Raw genomic sequence first — 15,699 nt, 5'->3', positions numbered from 1 at the left:
AATGTCTATGAGTCTGCCGCTTTTTCCGCTGAACACGGTGCTGTTTCCGGACTGCATCCTCGACTTGCAGATCTTCGAGGCGCGCTACCTGGACATGATCGGTCGCTGCATGAAACAGGGCGGTGGCTTCGGCGTGGTGTGCATTCTCGAGGGCGAAGAAGTCGGCATCGCCCCTGAAGGCTACGCACGGGTGGGGTGCGAGGCGCTGATCACCGACTTTCACCAGCAGGACAACGGCCTGCTGGGCATTCGGGTGAAGGGCGGGCGGCGCTTTCACGTTGTGCGCGCCGAGGTGCAGCGCGACCAGTTGATCGTCGCCGAAGTCGAGTGGCTCAAGGATGAGCCTGAGCAACCGCTACTGGACGAAGACGCCGATCTGGTTGCGCTGCTCAAGGCCTTGGCGGAACACCCGATGGTCGAAGCGCTGAGCATGGGCACCGAAGCGACGGGGCAACAGTCGCTGGCCAATCAGTTGGCGTACCTGTTGCCGTTTTCCGAGATGGACAAGATCAACCTGCTGCAACTCGATGATCCGCAGCAACGGCTGGATGCGATTCAGGCGTTGCTCGATGAGTTGCAGGGTGAGTTGTTCGCCTGACATCCGTCAAAAGATCGCAGCTGCTACAGGTGCGATCTTTTGATCTTTCAGTACGCATACCGCAACAAAGCATGCGGCAAATGCCTCAACACAAAGAATCCGAACAGCGCCACCAACGACGGCAACACCAGCCACCAGACCTTGGGTGGCATGGCGTTGAGTGGCGCCTGGCGCTGACTCAGCCACAGGCTGGCCGCACAGATACACGCCGCCAGCATTGCACCGGCCAACACATCGGTCGGCCAGTGCGCGCCCAGATATACCCGCGACAAGGCAATCGCCAGTGCCGGCAAGCAGCCCACCAATAACCAGGTCAGGCGCATTCGCGGCGGTTGTCCGCGGCCAGCCAGCACCGCGAGCGTCAGAAACAGCGCGAAGGAGCCCGAGGCATGGCCGCTGGGCATGCTGTAGCTGGTCAGTGGATCACTCAGCACTTCCGGGCGCATGCGGGCGAAAAAGTGCTTGGTCGCGGTGTTGCCCAGCGCGGTGAACAGCAGGGTGCCACCCGCGAAGATCGCGTGCCGCCATTGCCGCGTCAGCAACAGCAAGGCTGTCAGCAGGGCGCTGATCATAAACATGTTGCGGAATTCGCCGATCAGCGTGAACACCACAGCCACTTCATCGAGCATCGGGCTGCGGTGTTCCTGCACCAGAGTCATCAACCCTTGGTCGAGGGCGGTCAGGTGCGGATAGCCGATGAACAGCCCGGCCAGAATCACCAGGCTCAGGCTGGCAATCAGCACCGTGGCCTTGCGATGGCGGCGCAGGCTGCTGTTGATGCTCAGCCCCACCATCACCGCAATACTGCCCGCGACGACCCCGGCCTCGGGCCAGAAACCTTCCGGCAACGGCAAACGAATGGCCGCGCCCGTGGCCCAGCCGGGCAGCAGATAGGCAACGCTCCAGCCTGCGGCGGCCAGCAGGCTGACGACGGCGAATCGTGGGAACGGCATGTCGAACATCCCGGCGACCATGGGCAGCATGGGCCGCAACGGGCCGATAAAGCGGCCGACCAACAGGCTGGCGATGCCATAGCGCTGAAAATACGCCTCGGCCCCGGCGATCCATTCCGGATGATGGCGCAACCCCGGCAGGCGCCGGATGTTCTGGTGGAAATGTCGTCCCAAAAAGTAGGAAACGATGTCGCCCAGCACACCACCGAGGAAACCCAGCAGCAGTGTTTCACCCAATGACAATGCGCCGCTGCCGGCCAGCACCGTCACGGCAAACAGCAACACCGTGCCGGGTACGATCAGCCCGGCAATCGCCAGGCATTCCATACAAGCCACTATGAACACTGCCGCGGCCAGCCACTGCGGATTGACCGTTAACCAACCGGTCACGCTATCGAGCCATGGGCCCATAAAAACAACTCCATCTGATTCAATTGGCCCTTGGTGGGCGAACATAATTTAAACAATGTCAAAAGTCCTGTGGGAGCGGGCTTGCCCGCGATGGTGCCTGGACAGTCAACATTGATGTCGACCGGTATGGCCCTATCGCGGGCAAGCCCGCTCCCACAAGGGATCTCCTTTGCATCAAGATTCAGCCGGTATCAGGACAACAAAAAATAATCGCGACCTTCGATTTGCCCCCGGCGCAACGGGTTGCGTGTGCAATACGGCGCATAAGCCGCGTCGACGAAACGGTACATCAGGTGTTCGTCGCGCCCATGGGGAATGCCCAGTCGTGTGGTCTGGATGATGTGGCCGGGCGCCGGCCCCCGGTCTTCCACCAGCAACACTTCATGATCGAAGCGCTTGGCGTCCCAGACCGGCACCTTCAGTCCCAGCGCCTTGCACAGTAGGGTCTGCCCGGCACACAGCTTTTGCGAGGGGCGAGGGCGGCCCTGAGCGTCGGGGTTGTTCAGCAGCATCTGCGCCAGGCTTGCCGGCCCGCTCAGTTCATCGACCCACGGATAGGCGGACTTGATCAGCACCGCATTGCCAGGGCCTTTGGCGCTGAAGTTCAGGGAATCGCCGCCACGGGCGTAATACATATAGATGTGGCCACCATCCAGAAACAAAGCCTTACGCTTTTCTGTGTAGCCGAGGGAGGCGTGACTGCCTTTTTCTTCGCAGTAATAGGCTTCGGTCTCGATGATCCGGGCACCGAGCCACAGGTCGCCGACCCGGTGACGGATGATCTTGCCCAGTAAATCCCGGGCCAGCGTTTGGGCGTCGCGGTCGAAAAACGCATCCGGTAGCGCTTTGGGTGGGCGCGTATCGGACGCACGAACAGTCAGGTTGGTCATGATGAACAGCGTTTGTCAGGGCTGATTGAGTCGTGATGATAACAATATGCAGCTTAATCAAGCTTAATCACGGCTGAACGTCGGCAAATTGCCTTCCATTTCGACCATCCGCCCGTCACCGCTGTTAGTCCCGAGACGCGACAGCTATAATCTGCCGCTTTCCTCTTTACCAAGACCACAGTAGACCATGACTGAGTCCGTTCTTGACTACATGACCCGTTTGGGTCGCGCCGCCCGCGAAGCTTCCCGTGTGATCGGCCGTGCCAGCACCGCGCAGAAAAACCGCGCATTGCAGGCGGCTGCCAGTGCGCTGGACGCTGCGCGCGCCGAGCTGAGCGCAGCCAATGAGCTGGATTTGACCGCCGGTCGCGCCAATGGTCTTGAGCCGGCTCTGCTGGAACGGCTGGCGCTGACCCCGGCGCGCATCGACGGCATGATCGTCGGTTTGCGTCAGGTCGCGGCACTGCCGGACCCGGTCGGCGCGATCCGTGACATGAGTTATCGGCCGTCGGGCATTCAGGTCGGCAAGATGCGCGTGCCGTTGGGCGTGATCGGAATCATCTACGAGTCGCGGCCGAACGTGACCATCGATGCCGCCAGCCTGTGCCTGAAGTCCGGCAATGCGACCATCCTGCGTGGCGGTTCCGAGGCGATTCATTCCAACCGTGCCATCGCCGCCTGCATTCAGCGTGGCCTGGCCGAGGCAGGTCTGCCGGCCGCCGTGGTGCAAGTGGTTGAAACCACCGACCGTGCCGCCGTCGGCGCGCTGATCACCATGCCGGAATACGTCGACGTCATCGTGCCTCGTGGCGGCCGTGGCCTGATCGAGCGGGTCAGCCGCGACGCCCGCGTGCCCGTCATCAAGCACCTGGACGGCATTTGCCACGTCTACGTCAGTGCCCACGCTGATCTGCCGAAAGCCCGGCGCATCGCGTTCAACGCCAAGACTTATCGTTATGGCATCTGCGGCGCGATGGAAACGCTGCTGGTGGATCAAGCCGTTGCCAAAGATTTCCTGCCCTCGATGGCGGCACAGTTCCGCGAGAAAGGCGTCGAACTGCGCGGTTGCGAGCGCACCCGGGCAATCATCGAGGCCGTTGCGGCCACCGAGGAAGACTGGACCACCGAATACCTGGCGCCGATTCTCTCGATCCGCGTGGTCGACGGGCTGGATCAGGCCATCGAGCACATTAACAAGTACGGCTCCCATCACACCGACTCGATCGTCAGCGAAAACCTGGCCGACAGCCGGCGTTTCGTGGCTGAAGTCGATTCGTCTTCGGTGATGATCAACACCCCGACGTGCTTCGCCGATGGTTTTGAATACGGATTGGGTGCCGAGATTGGCATTTCTACTGATAAGCTGCATGCCCGCGGCCCGGTGGGCCTCGAAGGGCTGACCTGCGAGAAGTACATCGTGGTCGGTGACGGTCAGTTGCGCGGCCAGGAGTCGGTCTGACTTGGGCGACCTCGACCCGTCAGCCCACGTGACCGCCAGCGAGCCCCGGCCTCGACGCATTGGCGTACTGGGCGGGACCTTCGACCCGGTGCACATCGGCCATCTGCGCGGTGCGCTGGAAGTCGCCGAATCGCTGGCGCTCGATGAGTTGCGTCTGACACCCAGTGCCAGGCCGCCTCATCGCGGCACGCCGCAGGTGTCGGCGAAGGACCGTCTGGCGATGGTCAAGTGCGCGGTGGCCGGTGTGCCACCGTTGGTGGTGGACGCCCGCGAATTGCAGCGGGACAAACCGTCCTACACCATCGATACCCTGGAACTGATGCGCGCCGAACTTGCCGCTTCAGACCAGGTTTTTCTACTTTTGGGCTGGGACGCATTTTGCGGCCTGCCCACTTGGCACCGCTGGGAAGAGTTGCTCCAGCATTGCCACATCCTGGTGCTGCAACGCCCGGATGCCGACAGCGAACCGCCGGATGCCTTGCGCAACCTGCTGGCGGCGCGCTCGGTGAGCGACCCGCTGGCCCTCAAAGGGTCGAGCGGACAGATTGCATTCGTCTGGCAGACACCGCTCGCGGTATCCGCCACCCAGATCCGTCAACTGCTGGCCAGCGGTAAGTCGGTACGTTTCCTGGTGCCCGACGCGGTCCTGGCCTACATCGATGCGCACGGACTTTACCGTGCGTCGAACTGAAAAAGGGCGCGCTTCAAGGCACGTGAATGCGTGTATCGAAGCGCCCGAACATACGAGCAAAACGAGTTTTATATGACTGACAAAGACGTAAACAAAGTAAAGCGCAAGGGCACGTTCAAGAGCGCTCCGCTGCCGGTCGCGGCTGACACCGGCCCGGAGCTGCGTGGCGAAGAGCTGGTCAAGGTTGCCGTAGCAGCCCTGGAAGACGTCAAGGCCCAGGACATTCTGGTGATCGACGTTCGTGAAAAGCAGAGCATCACTGACTTCATGATCATCGCTACCGGTACTTCCAACCGCCAGATCGGCGCGATGCTGGATAAGGTCCGCGAGGCGGTCAAGGCTCTGGGCGTCAAGCCGTTGGGTGAAGAAGGCAAGGGTGACAGCGACTGGGTGTTGCTGGATATGGACGATGTCATCGTACACATGATGACGGCCAGCGCTCGTCAGTTCTATGACCTGGAGCGGTTGTGGCAGGGTGCCGAGCAGAGCCGTGCCGGCAGCGCCGCGCACCACAGCCCGGAAAACACCCATGAGCATTTCATCAAGCTCAACAAAGACCAGCAATAAGGGGCCGCTGTGCGACTGCGACTGATCGCCGTCGGTTCACGCATGCCCAAGTGGGTGGAAGAAGGCTGGCATGAATATGCCAAGCGTCTTCCGTCCGAGCTGGCGCTGGAACTGGTGGAAATTCCGCTCAATACCCGCGGCAAGAACGCCGACGTGGCGCGCTTTATCCGTCAGGAAGGCGAAGCCATGCTGGCCAAGGTCGGGCCTAACGAGCGTATTGTCACCCTCGAAGTCCACGGCAAGCCCTGGAGCACCGAGCAACTGGCGGTCGAACTCGATCGCTGGCGGCTGGACTCGCGCACGGTGAACTTCATGGTCGGCGGCCCCGAAGGGCTGGCACCGGAAGTCTGTGCGCGGGCGGATCAACGCTGGTCGTTGTCGCCATTGACGTTGCCGCACCCGTTGGTGCGGATTCTGATCGGCGAACAGCTGTACCGTGCCTGGACAGTGCTGTCCGGCCACCCTTACCACAAGTAGTTCTGCCCTCATGCCCCAGCCGATCCGCATCAAGGACCACGAAAAAGACGCCCGTCTGGTGCGTGGCCGCGTCGTGTTCGGGGCCATTACGGTGGTGGTACTGATTGGCGTGCTGATCGCGCGGCTGTATTTCCTTCAGGTGATCCAGTACGAGTACCACTCGACCCTGTCGGAAAACAACCGCGTTCACGTGCAGCCGATTCCCCCGACTCGCGGGCTGATCTTCGACCGCAATGGCGTGGTGGTGGCCGACAACCGGCCCAGCTTCAGCCTGAGCATGACCCGCGAGCGCTCCGGCGACTGGCAGCAAGTGCTCGACGCGATCGTCGAAGTGCTGGAGCTGACACCCGAGGACCGGGTGATCTTCGAGAAGCGCATGCGTCAGGGGCGCCGACCGTTCGAACCGGTGCCGATCCTGTTCGAGCTGACCGAAGAGCAGATCGCCCGCATCGCGGTGAACCAGTTCCGTCTGCCCGGTGTGGAAGTGGTTGCGCAACTGGTGCGTCATTACCCGCAGGGTGCGCACTTTGCGCACTCGGTGGGTTACATGGGGCGGATCAACGAGAAAGAGCTCAAGTCGCTCGATCCGGTGAGTTACAGCGGCACCCATCAAATTGGTAAAACCGGCATCGAGCGGTTCTACGAGCCCGAGCTGCACGGTCAGGTGGGTTACGAAGAAGTCGAGACCAACGCCCGTGGCCGCGTGCTGCGGGTACTCAAACGTACCGAACCGATTTCCGGCAAGGACATCGTCCTGAGCCTGGACATCAAATTGCAGGAAGCCGCCGAAGCTGCGCTCGGTGGTCGCCGTGGCGCGGTGGTAGCGCTGGACCCGAAAACCGGCGAAGTGCTGGCGATGGTCAGTCAGCCGAGTTTCGACCCAAACCTGTTCGTCACCGGCATCAGTTTCAAGGCGTACTCCGAGCTTCGCGATTCCATCGACCGGCCACTGTTCAACCGGGTGCTGCGCGGTCTGTATCCGCCGGGTTCGACCATTAAACCGGCGGTGGCGATTGCCGGTCTTGATTCGGGTGTGGTCACCGCATCGACCCGGGTCTTCGATCCCGGCTACTACATGCTGCCCAATTACGATCACAAATATCGCAACTGGAACCGCACCGGCGACGGCTATGTGGATCTGGACACGGCGATCATGCGATCCAACGACACCTACTTCTATGACCTGGCCCATAAGCTGGGGATCGATCGACTGTCGAGCTACCTGGGCAAGTTCGGCATCGGTCAGAAAGTCTCCCTGGACATGTTCGAAGAATCGCCGGGGCTGATGCCGTCCCGTGAATGGAAGCGCGCGACCCGTCGTCAGGCCTGGTTCCCGGGCGAGACGCTGATTCTGGGGATTGGCCAGGGCTACATGCAGTCGACCCCGTTGCAACTGGCCCAGGCCACGGCGCTGGTGGCCAACAAAGGTGTCTGGAACCGTCCGCACCTGGCCAAGACTGTCGAAGGCGAGCGGCCGAAGGATGAAAATCCGATGCCGGACATCATCCTGCGCGACCCGTCCGACTGGACCAAGGTCAACCACGGCATGCAGCAGGTCATGCACGGCGCTCGCGGTACGGCGCGCAAGGCATCGATAGGCGCGCAATACCGGATTGCCGGCAAAAGTGGTACGGCTCAGGTGGTCGCGATCAAGCAGGGCGAGAAGTACGACCGCTCCAAGGTTCAGGAGCGTCACCGCGACCACGCCTTGTTCGTCGGCTTCGCGCCGGCCGACAACCCGCAAATCGTGGTGTCGGTGATGGTCGAGAACGGCGAGTCCGGTTCCGGCGTCGCCGCGCCTGTGGTGCGTCAAGTCATGGACGCCTGGCTCCTGGACCAGGACGGCCGGCTGAAAGCCGAATACGCCAGCCCTATCAGTGCGGAGGCTACGGCCCGTGAAGAGTAATTTCGATCGCATCCTCTCCAGCGAGGATGTGATGCGTCGCCGTGCGACGCTGTTGCAACGCCTGCACATCGACGGGCCGTTGCTGATCCTGCTGCTGACCCTCGCCGCCGGCAGCCTGTTCGTGCTGTATTCGGCCAGCGGCAAGAGTTGGGACCTGTTGGCCAAGCAAGCCACTTCGTTCGGCATCGGCCTGGTATCGATGATCGTCATCGCCCAGTTCGAGCCGCGCTTCATGGCCCGCTGGGTGCCGGTCGGTTATGTGGTCGGTGTGCTCTTGCTGGTAGTGGTGGACGTGATGGGCCACAACGCCATGGGGGCCACGCGCTGGATCAACATTCCCGGGGTGATCCGCTTTCAGCCCTCGGAATTCATGAAAATCCTGATGCCGGCGACCATCGCCTGGTACTTGTCCAAACGCACCTTGCCGCCGCAGCTCAAGCATGTGGGCGTCAGTCTGTTTCTGATCGGCTTGCCGTTCATATTGATCGTGCGTCAGCCCGACCTCGGCACTTCACTGCTGATCCTCGCCGGTGGCGCGTTCGTTCTGTTCATGGGCGGCCTGCGCTGGCGCTGGATCCTCAGCGTAATTGCCGCCGCGGTGCCGGTGGCCGTGGCGATGTGGTTCTTCATCATGCACGATTACCAGAAGCAGCGAATCCTGACCTTCCTCGACCCCGAAAGCGATCCGCTGGGCACGGGCTGGAACATCATTCAGTCGAAGGCCGCCATCGGTTCCGGCGGCGTGTTCGGCAAAGGCTGGTTGCTCGGTACCCAGTCGCACCTGGACTTCCTGCCGGAAAGCCACACCGACTTCATCATTGCGGTGATGGGCGAAGAATTCGGCCTGGTGGGCATCTGCGCACTGTTGCTGATTTACCTGCTGTTGATCGGTCGCGGCCTGGTGATCACCGCCCAGGCTCAGACATTGTTCGGCAAGTTGCTTGCGGGCAGTCTGACCATGACGTTTTTTGTTTACGTTTTCGTCAACATCGGTATGGTCAGTGGCCTGTTGCCGGTCGTGGGGGTGCCGTTGCCGTTCATTAGCTACGGAGGAACTTCGCTGGTGACGCTGCTGTCAGCGTTTGGGGTTTTGATGTCGATCCATACCCATCGTAAGTGGATCGCACAGGTTTGAATAAGGTGATGATTTCAATGCAAGTAATGCGTGGCTGGGCGACTCGATACGCACCGTGGGTCGGCCTGGTAGGCATCCTTGGTTCCGCGCAGGAAGCGTTGGCCGGCGATTACGAAGGCTCACCCCAGGTGGCCGAGTTCGTCGGTGAAATGACCCGCGACTACGGCTTTGCCGGTGAACAGCTGATGGGCGTGTTCCGCGAAGCCGAGCGCAAGCAGTCGATTCTGGACGCGATTTCCAAACCCGCCGAACGCGTCAAACAGTGGAAAGAATACCGTCCAATGTTCATCACCGACGCGCGCATCGCCCGTGGTGTGGACTTCTGGCGTCAGCACGAAGCGGTGCTGGCCCGTGCCGAGCAGGAGTACGGTGTGCCGGCGCAGGTGATTGTCTCGATTATCGGCGTCGAGACCTTTTTCGGCCGCAATACCGGTAATTATCGGGTGATCGACGCCTTGTCGACCTTGGGTTTCGACTATCCTCCCCGTGCCGAATTCTTCCGCAAGGAATTGCGTGAATTCCTGCTGCTGGCCCGTGAAGAGCAGGTCGATCCGTTGACCCTCAAAGGCTCCTACGCCGGAGCCATGGGCTTGCCGCAGTTCATGCCGAGCAGTTTTCGCGCCTATGCGGTGGATTTCGACGGTGACGGCCACATCAATATCTGGAACAACCCGGATGATGCGATCGGCAGCGTCGCCAGTTATTTCAAGCGTCACGGCTGGGTCGCCGGCGAACCTGTGGTCAGTCGCGCCGATGTGCGCGGCGATCAGGTGGACGACGGGCTGACTGCAGGCATCGAGCCGACGAAAACCGTCGGGGAGTTGCGGGCGCTGGGCTGGTCGAGTCATGATGCGCTGCGCGATGATATGCCGGTCACGGCTTTCCGCCTGGAAGGCGACAATGGCCCCGAATACTGGATGGGCCTGACGAATTTTTACGCGATCACGCGTTATAACCGCAGCGTGATGTACGCCATGGCCGTACATCAACTGTCTGAACAGCTGGTCCAAGCACGGGGCGTCAAGTAATGCGGGCATTGCCTATGAATAAACCCCTGAAGCTCATGGCATTCGCCGCGTTGGCGGTGCTGGTCGCCAGTTGTTCGACCAGCCGCTCGCCGACCCAGAAGTCTTCCAGCGCCGTTCGTTCGGCGCCAGGCCTGGATATCAACCGGGCCCACAAGGATGGTGCACCCTGGTGGGACGTCGACGTATCGCGCATCCCGGATGCCACGCCGACCCTGCACTCCGGTCCTTATAAAGCCAATCCGTACACCGTGCTGGGCAAGACCTACTTCCCGCTGCAAGACTCCAAAACCTACGTCGCCTCGGGCACGGCGTCCTGGTATGGCACCAAGTTCCATGGTCAGAACACCGCCAATGGCGAGGTTTATGACCTGTACGGCATGAGTGCCGCTCACAAGACATTGCCACTGCCAAGTTATGTTCGGGTGACTAACCTGGACAACAACAAAAGCGTGATCCTGCGGGTCAACGACCGTGGTCCGTTCTACTCGGACCGAATCATCGACTTGTCCTATGCCGCCGCCAAAAAGCTCGGTTACGCCGAAACCGGTACGGCGCGGGTCAAGGTCGAAGGTATCGACCCGCAGCAGTGGTGGGCACAAAAGGGCCGTCCGGCGCCTTTGATGCTCAACGAGCCGCAAGTCGCACAGAATAGCGCTCCGGTGATTACGGCTTCGGCCGGCACCGTCGAGCAATGGACACCACCGCCGCAGCAACACGCCGCGGCCGTTGTGCCCGCGCAGATCGATGCAAAAAAAAACGCTTCTGTACCAGCCTCTGGCCAGTATCTGCAGGTGGGCGCGTTCGCCAACCCGGACGCTGCAGAACTCCTGAGATCGAAGCTCAGCGGGATGGTGAGCGCTCCGGTGTTCATCAGTTCGATCGTGCGCAATCAACAGACACTGCATCGGGTGCGCCTGGGGCCGATCGGTTCGCCGGGTGAAATCCAGCAAGTGCAGAACAGCGTGCGGCTGGCCAATCTCGGTTCGCCGAGCCTGGTCAGCGCCGAGTAACACGTAGTACCTGATTGACGGTTCGCTTGCGATTTTGGGGGGGGACCGGGTTGTTGGCTCGTGAAGAACAAAAGCCCGGCTAGGGTTACAGAGTGAGCAACTGAACACGTGACGGCTTTTAAAAAGTTGTCTGATTAGTTTTGCCCTAGGGCAGTTTCCATTAGCGATTTCGAGAGACGGATGAACATCACCACCTTTGCCAAACGCCTGTGCCTGCTAGTCCCGCTGCTCCTCTCGCCTGCCGCTTTTGCGGCCGAGATGATGCCGTCGCCACCGCAACTGGCCGCCAAAGCCTACGTACTCATGGACGCCAGCAGCGGCAACGTGCTGGTAGAGAACAACGGTGACCAGCGTCTGCCGCCGGCCAGCCTGACCAAGCTGATGACCGCGTACATCGCGACCCTGGAAATCCGTCGTGGCCAGATCGGTGAAAACGATCCGGTGACCGTCAGCGAAAACGCCTGGCGTACCGGCGGTTCGCGGATGTTCATCAAAGTCGGCTCGCAAGTCACCGTCAGCGACCTGCTGCACGGCATCATCATTCAGTCTGGCAACGACGCCAGTGTTGCGCTCTCCGAGCACATCGCCGGCAGCGAAGACGCGTTCGCCGACCTGATGAACAAGACCGTCGCCGATCTGGGCATGAGCAACACCCACTTCATGAACCCGACCGGTCTGCCGAACCCGGAGCACTACTCGTCGGCTCACGACATGGCCGTGCTGGCTCGCGCGATCATCCACGAAGACCCGGCTCACTACGCGATCTACTCGCAGAAAGAGTTCTTCTGGAACGGCATCAAGCAGCCTAACCGTAACCTGCTGCTGTGGCGCGACAAGACTGTCGACGGCCTGAAAACCGGCCACACCGATGAAGCCGGCTACTGCATGGTGTCTTCGGCTGTACGTGATGGCATGCGCCTGATCGCCGTGGTATTCGGCACCAACAGCGAAGTGGCCCGTGCTGCTGAAACCCAGAAGCTGCTGACCTACGGTTTCCGCTTCTTCGAAACCCAGACCTTCTATCAGAAAGGCGCCGAGCTGGCTCAGGCACCTGTCTGGAAAGGCACCACCAATCAAGTCAAGGCCGGCCTGGCTGAAGACCTGACCATGACCCTGCCAAAAGGCCAGCTGAAAAAGCTCGCTGCCAGCATGTCCATGAACCCGCAACTGGTTGCACCCATCGCCAAGGGCGACGTGATCGGTAAAGTCGAAGTGAAACTGGACGACAAAGTGGTGCACAGCGCCGACCTGATCGCTCTGGACGCGGTCGACGAGGGTGGTATCTTCCGCCGCATGTGGGATAGCATCCGTCTATTCTTCTACGGCTTGTTCAACTGATATTGTCGACCTGCGTGCCTCCCTCCCTGATACAGGGGCGGGGGGGTATGCCCGTCGCCACGGCTTACGAGGCCGTTACGCCATGACAGACTCCGAAGTAAAGGCGCCAAAGATCGAATTCCCCTGCGCGGATTACCCGATCAAGGTAATCGGCGACACCGGCGTGGGTTTCAAGGACAAGATCATCGCGATCCTTGAGAAACACGCGACCGTTGACCACAACACTTTTGCCGAACGGCAGAGTACCAACGGCAAGTACACCACCATCCAGTTGCACATCATCGCCACCGGCCAGGAACAGCTGTACGACATCAACAGCGAGTTGCGGGCTACCGGTTTCGTGCACATGGTGCTGTGATGTCTGGCACGCTGGGCTTTCGCGAGCTCGGCCAGATGGCTTACGAGCCGGTCTGGCATGCCATGCAACGCTTCACCAACGAACGCGGCAGCGATGCCGCGGACGAGATCTGGCTGGTGGAACACCCGCCGGTGTTCACCCAGGGCCAGGCCGGCAAGGCTGAGCATCTGTTGCTTCCGGGGGATATTCCGGTGGTGAAGGTCGACCGCGGTGGTCAGGTGACTTACCACGGTCCGGGTCAGTTGGTGGCCTACCTGTTGCTGGATGTCCGCAAACTGGGGTTCGGCGTGCGTGATCTGGTCAGCCGCATGGAGCAATGCCTGATCGAGCTGCTGGCCAGCTACGGCGTGACCGCGGTGGCCAAGCCGGATGCACCGGGTGTTTATGTCGATGGCGCGAAAATCGCGTCCTTGGGTCTGCGGATCCGCCACGGTTGCTCCTTTCATGGCCTGGCCCTGAACGTGGATATGAATCTGGAACCGTTTCGACGGATTAATCCCTGCGGCTACGCCGGGCTGGCGATGACCCAGCTGCGCGATCACGCAGGATCGATTGAATTTGCCGAGGTAAGTGCCCGGCTGCGCGCGCAGCTCGTCAAACACCTCGACTATGCTGAGCAGACGACCCTAACGGGCGGAATCGACTGATATGACTACTGATGCAGTGCAAACCATGATCCCGACGCTCGATGTTACCGAGCGTCCGGCCCCGCGTGCCAAGGTTGAAGCCGGCGTCAAGCTGCGCGGCGCCGAGAAGGTTGCACGTATTCCGGTAAAGATCATTCCGACCACCGAACTGCCGAAGAAACCCGACTGGATTCGCGTGCGCATCCCGGTTTCCCCGGAGGTCGACCGCATCAAGGCACTGCTGCGCAAACACAAGCTGCACAGCGTGTGCGAAGAAGCGTCCTGCCCGAACCTCGGCGAGTGCTTCTCCGGCGGCACCGCGACCTTCATGATCATGGGGGACATCTGCACCCGCCGCTGCCCGTTCTGCGACGTCGGCCACGGACGTCCGAAGCCACTGGACGTCAACGAGCCGGAAAGCCTGGCCATCGCCATCGCCGACCTCAAACTGAAATACGTGGTAATCACCTCGGTAGACCGTGACGACCTGCGTGACGGTGGTGCCCAGCACTTTGCCGACTGCATCCGCGAAATCCGCAAACTGTCGCCGAACGTTCAGCTCGAGACCTTGGTCCCGGACTACCGTGGCCGCATGGACGTCGCGCTGGAAATCACCGCCGCCGAGCCGCCGGATGTGTTCAACCACAACCTGGAAACCGTGCCACGCCTGTACAAGGCTGCGCGTCCGGGGTCGGATTACCAGTGGTCGCTGACGTTGCTGCAACGCTTCAAGCAGATGATGCCGCACATTCCGACCAAGTCCGGTTTGATGCTGGGCCTGGGCGAAACCGATGAAGAAGTCATCGAAGTCATGAAGCGCATGCGCGAACACGACATCGACATGCTGACCCTGGGCCAGTACCTGCAACCGTCCCGCAGCCACTTGCCGGTCCAGCGTTTCGTGCACCCGGACACCTTCGCCTGGTTTGCCGAGGAAGGTTACAAGATGGGCTTCAAGAACGTCGCTTCCGGCCCGTTGGTACGTTCCTCGTACCACGCCGACGAGCAGGCGAAGCTGGTCAAGGCCGAGTTGATGTCGTCCTGATCCTGCTGTGAGAGCAAAAAAAGGCCCGCAAGGCTTCTAGGCCTTGCGGGCCTTTTTTTAGCAGTGCCTACGGCTATTACAGTCTTTTCCTGCAAACCGTGGTGCGATTGCCCCTCTTCTGTTTATCCCCGTTCCTGACTACTGTGTGCTGAAGCGTTCACACAGGGAGAATCATGGATGACTGCTCGACCGACCCACACCCTTTGTCCTCACATCCCGGTTCCGGCCTTGCCGCCTGCAGGGCTGATCGGCGTGATCGCGCCCGCCGGCCCCGCAGCACTGGACACCAATAAAGCCATTGCCTGGATGCGTGCTCGCGGCTATTCGCTGCGGGTGTTTCCCGGGGTTTACGAGCAAGAAGGCTATCTGGCCGGCAGCGACGATGTGCGGCTCAATGACTTACACGCAGCCTTCGCCGATAGCGAGGTCGACGCGATCATCTGTCTGCGCGGCGGTTACGGTACGCCGCGTTTGCTCGATCGCATCGATTTCGAATTATTGCGCAACAACGCCAAGCCGTTCATCGGCTACAGCGACATCACAGCGCTGCACTTGGCCATCAGCCGTTATGCAGGCTTCGTGACCTTCCACGGTCCGATGCTCAATGCCGATCTGCTGGGTGACAAGCAGACCCCCACCGAGTCCTCGTTTTTCAACATGCTGCGCGGTCAGGTAAAGGCAGACAGCGTACTGGCGCATCCAGTGGCCTACCCGTTGACCACCCTCGAACCAGGCATCGCTCATGGACGTTTGCTGGGGGGCAATCTGTCAATGATCGCCGCGACCATGGGCACGCCTTACGAGATCGATGCCGAGGGCGCCATCCTGTTTATCGAGGACATCAACGAGCCGCTGTATCGCATTGACCGGCTGCTGACTCATCTGCGTCTGGCTGGCACGTTGCACAAGCTGCGTGGGGTTCTGGTGGGGGATGTGGCAGGGGTTGATGCGATTGCGCTGGAGAGGTTGCTCAAGCAGACCTTTGCTCCGTTGCGCATACCCGTGCTGGCCGGATGGCGCAGCGGGCATTGTGATCCGAATTTGACACTGCCGATGGGCGCGCTGGTCAGGCTGGATGCGGGGGACAAGGCGTTGGTGTTGGAGCAGGATGTGGTGATCAAGGTTTAGGAATTCATCACCTGACACTCAGTCTTCGCGAGCAAGCCCGCTCCCACAGGATCAAGGTGTACGCAAATGTCGCATTCAC

General features: G+C 60.9%; 16 protein-coding genes. 14 read left to right on the top strand and 2 right to left on the bottom strand.

The genetic code is table 11. The annotated features are described in order from the left end of the window. The first annotated feature begins 7 nt into the window (after positions 1–7). Complete coding sequence (locus AACY49_RS17505; protein WP_339525352.1) at positions 8–598, top strand: LON peptidase substrate-binding domain-containing protein; 591 nt, start codon at positions 8–10, stop codon at positions 596–598. Positions 599–645: 47 nt separating this feature from the next. On the opposite strand, the gene AACY49_RS17500 is transcribed toward AACY49_RS17505, so the two are convergent. Then, positions 646–1,962 carry a bifunctional DedA family/phosphatase PAP2 family protein gene (locus tag AACY49_RS17500; protein ID WP_258698916.1) on the bottom strand — a complete coding sequence of 439 codons (1,317 nt, stop codon included), beginning with the start codon at positions 1,960–1,962 and terminating at the stop codon, positions 646–648. Positions 1,963–2,153: 191 nt separating this feature from the next. Next, a complete protein-coding gene (locus tag AACY49_RS17495; protein ID WP_339525350.1) occupies positions 2,154–2,852 on the bottom strand; it encodes a DNA-3-methyladenine glycosylase in 699 nt (232 codons plus the stop codon). Between the two features lie 187 nt (positions 2,853–3,039). Between AACY49_RS17495 and AACY49_RS17490 the strand changes: the two genes are divergently transcribed. The 13 genes from AACY49_RS17490 to AACY49_RS17430 all read left to right on the top strand — a co-directional run bounded on the left by AACY49_RS17490 (position 3,040) and on the right by AACY49_RS17430 (position 15,620). After that, positions 3,040–4,311 carry a glutamate-5-semialdehyde dehydrogenase gene (locus AACY49_RS17490; RefSeq protein WP_320393198.1) on the top strand — a complete coding sequence of 424 codons (1,272 nt, stop codon included), beginning with the start codon at positions 3,040–3,042 and terminating at the stop codon, positions 4,309–4,311. Position 4,312: 1 nt separating this feature from the next. Continuing rightward, the gene (gene nadD, locus AACY49_RS17485) at positions 4,313–5,002 is read left to right on the top strand and encodes a nicotinate-nucleotide adenylyltransferase (protein ID WP_339525348.1); all 690 of its coding nucleotides are present in this window, start codon (positions 4,313–4,315) and stop codon (positions 5,000–5,002) included. Positions 5,003–5,074: 72 nt separating this feature from the next. After that, on the top strand, positions 5,075–5,569 hold the full coding sequence (rsfS, locus tag AACY49_RS17480; RefSeq protein WP_320393199.1) for a ribosome silencing factor: 495 nt from the start codon (positions 5,075–5,077) through the stop codon (positions 5,567–5,569). A 9-nt stretch (positions 5,570–5,578) separates the two neighbouring features. After that, positions 5,579–6,046, top strand: a complete 468-nt coding sequence (rlmH, locus tag AACY49_RS17475; RefSeq protein ID WP_003185785.1) for a 23S rRNA (pseudouridine(1915)-N(3))-methyltransferase RlmH — start codon at positions 5,579–5,581, stop codon at positions 6,044–6,046. A 10-nt stretch (positions 6,047–6,056) separates the two neighbouring features. Next, a complete protein-coding gene (gene mrdA, locus AACY49_RS17470) occupies positions 6,057–7,952 on the top strand; it encodes a penicillin-binding protein 2 (protein WP_258698921.1) in 1,896 nt (631 codons plus the stop codon). A 31-nt stretch (positions 7,953–7,983) separates the two neighbouring features. Continuing rightward, positions 7,984–9,087 (top strand): rod shape-determining protein RodA, encoded by a 1,104-nt coding sequence (gene rodA / locus AACY49_RS17465; RefSeq protein WP_258700648.1) that lies wholly within the window; start codon positions 7,984–7,986, stop codon positions 9,085–9,087. A gap of 17 nt (positions 9,088–9,104) precedes the next feature. Next, positions 9,105–10,115, top strand: coding sequence for a lytic murein transglycosylase B (gene mltB / locus AACY49_RS17460; RefSeq protein ID WP_320393200.1), 1,011 nt, complete (start codon positions 9,105–9,107; stop codon positions 10,113–10,115). Continuing rightward, positions 10,115–11,125 carry a septal ring lytic transglycosylase RlpA family protein gene (locus AACY49_RS17455; RefSeq protein ID WP_258698923.1) on the top strand — a complete coding sequence of 337 codons (1,011 nt, stop codon included), beginning with the start codon at positions 10,115–10,117 and terminating at the stop codon, positions 11,123–11,125. The genes mltB and AACY49_RS17455 overlap by 1 nt, the downstream gene beginning before the upstream one ends. Positions 11,126–11,305: 180 nt before the next feature. After that, positions 11,306–12,463, top strand: a complete 1,158-nt coding sequence (locus tag AACY49_RS17450) for a D-alanyl-D-alanine carboxypeptidase family protein (RefSeq protein WP_320393201.1) — start codon at positions 11,306–11,308, stop codon at positions 12,461–12,463. 82 nt (positions 12,464–12,545) lie between these two features. Continuing rightward, positions 12,546–12,821, top strand: a complete 276-nt coding sequence (locus AACY49_RS17445; RefSeq protein WP_258698925.1) for a DUF493 domain-containing protein — start codon at positions 12,546–12,548, stop codon at positions 12,819–12,821. After that, on the top strand, positions 12,821–13,468 hold the full coding sequence (lipB, locus tag AACY49_RS17440) for a lipoyl(octanoyl) transferase LipB (RefSeq protein WP_183682885.1): 648 nt from the start codon (positions 12,821–12,823) through the stop codon (positions 13,466–13,468). The genes AACY49_RS17445 and lipB overlap by 1 nt, the downstream gene beginning before the upstream one ends. A gap of 1 nt (position 13,469) precedes the next feature. Next, positions 13,470–14,492: a lipoyl synthase gene (gene lipA / locus AACY49_RS17435; RefSeq protein ID WP_007946663.1), complete on the top strand. Its 1,023-nt coding sequence runs from the start codon at positions 13,470–13,472 to the stop codon at positions 14,490–14,492. 177 nt (positions 14,493–14,669) lie between these two features. Continuing rightward, positions 14,670–15,620: a S66 peptidase family protein gene (locus tag AACY49_RS17430; protein WP_320393202.1), complete on the top strand. Its 951-nt coding sequence runs from the start codon at positions 14,670–14,672 to the stop codon at positions 15,618–15,620. Positions 15,621–15,699: the final 79 nt, after the last annotated feature.

This window comes from Pseudomonas sp. EL_65y_Pfl2_R96 (assembly GCF_963970905.1).
Taxonomy (GTDB): Bacteria; Pseudomonadota; Gammaproteobacteria; order Pseudomonadales; family Pseudomonadaceae; genus Aquipseudomonas.
This window is presented reverse-complemented; position numbering and strand designations above follow the sequence as displayed.

What these genes read in the sequence shown, in the direction of transcription:
- AACY49_RS17505 (WP_339525352.1), top strand. Translation starts at nt 8, where the DNA reads ATGAGTCTGCCGCTTTTTCCGCTGAACACGGTGCTGTTTCCGGACTGC.
- AACY49_RS17500 (WP_258698916.1), bottom strand. Translation starts at nt 1,962, where the DNA reads ATGGGCCCATGGCTCGATAGCGTGACCGGTTGGTTAACGGTCAATCCG.
- AACY49_RS17495 (WP_339525350.1), bottom strand. Translation starts at nt 2,852, where the DNA reads ATGACCAACCTGACTGTTCGTGCGTCCGATACGCGCCCACCCAAAGCG.
- AACY49_RS17490 (WP_320393198.1), top strand. Translation starts at nt 3,040, where the DNA reads ATGACTGAGTCCGTTCTTGACTACATGACCCGTTTGGGTCGCGCCGCC.
- rsfS (WP_320393199.1), top strand. Translation starts at nt 5,075, where the DNA reads ATGACTGACAAAGACGTAAACAAAGTAAAGCGCAAGGGCACGTTCAAG.
- mrdA (WP_258698921.1), top strand. Translation starts at nt 6,057, where the DNA reads ATGCCCCAGCCGATCCGCATCAAGGACCACGAAAAAGACGCCCGTCTG.
- rodA (WP_258700648.1), top strand. Translation starts at nt 7,984, where the DNA reads ATGCGTCGCCGTGCGACGCTGTTGCAACGCCTGCACATCGACGGGCCG.
- mltB (WP_320393200.1), top strand. Translation starts at nt 9,105, where the DNA reads ATGCAAGTAATGCGTGGCTGGGCGACTCGATACGCACCGTGGGTCGGC.
- AACY49_RS17455 (WP_258698923.1), top strand. Translation starts at nt 10,115, where the DNA reads ATGCGGGCATTGCCTATGAATAAACCCCTGAAGCTCATGGCATTCGCC.
- AACY49_RS17450 (WP_320393201.1), top strand. Translation starts at nt 11,306, where the DNA reads ATGAACATCACCACCTTTGCCAAACGCCTGTGCCTGCTAGTCCCGCTG.
- AACY49_RS17445 (WP_258698925.1), top strand. Translation starts at nt 12,546, where the DNA reads ATGACAGACTCCGAAGTAAAGGCGCCAAAGATCGAATTCCCCTGCGCG.
- lipB (WP_183682885.1), top strand. Translation starts at nt 12,821, where the DNA reads ATGTCTGGCACGCTGGGCTTTCGCGAGCTCGGCCAGATGGCTTACGAG.
- lipA (WP_007946663.1), top strand. Translation starts at nt 13,470, where the DNA reads ATGACTACTGATGCAGTGCAAACCATGATCCCGACGCTCGATGTTACC.
- AACY49_RS17430 (WP_320393202.1), top strand. Translation starts at nt 14,670, where the DNA reads ATGACTGCTCGACCGACCCACACCCTTTGTCCTCACATCCCGGTTCCG.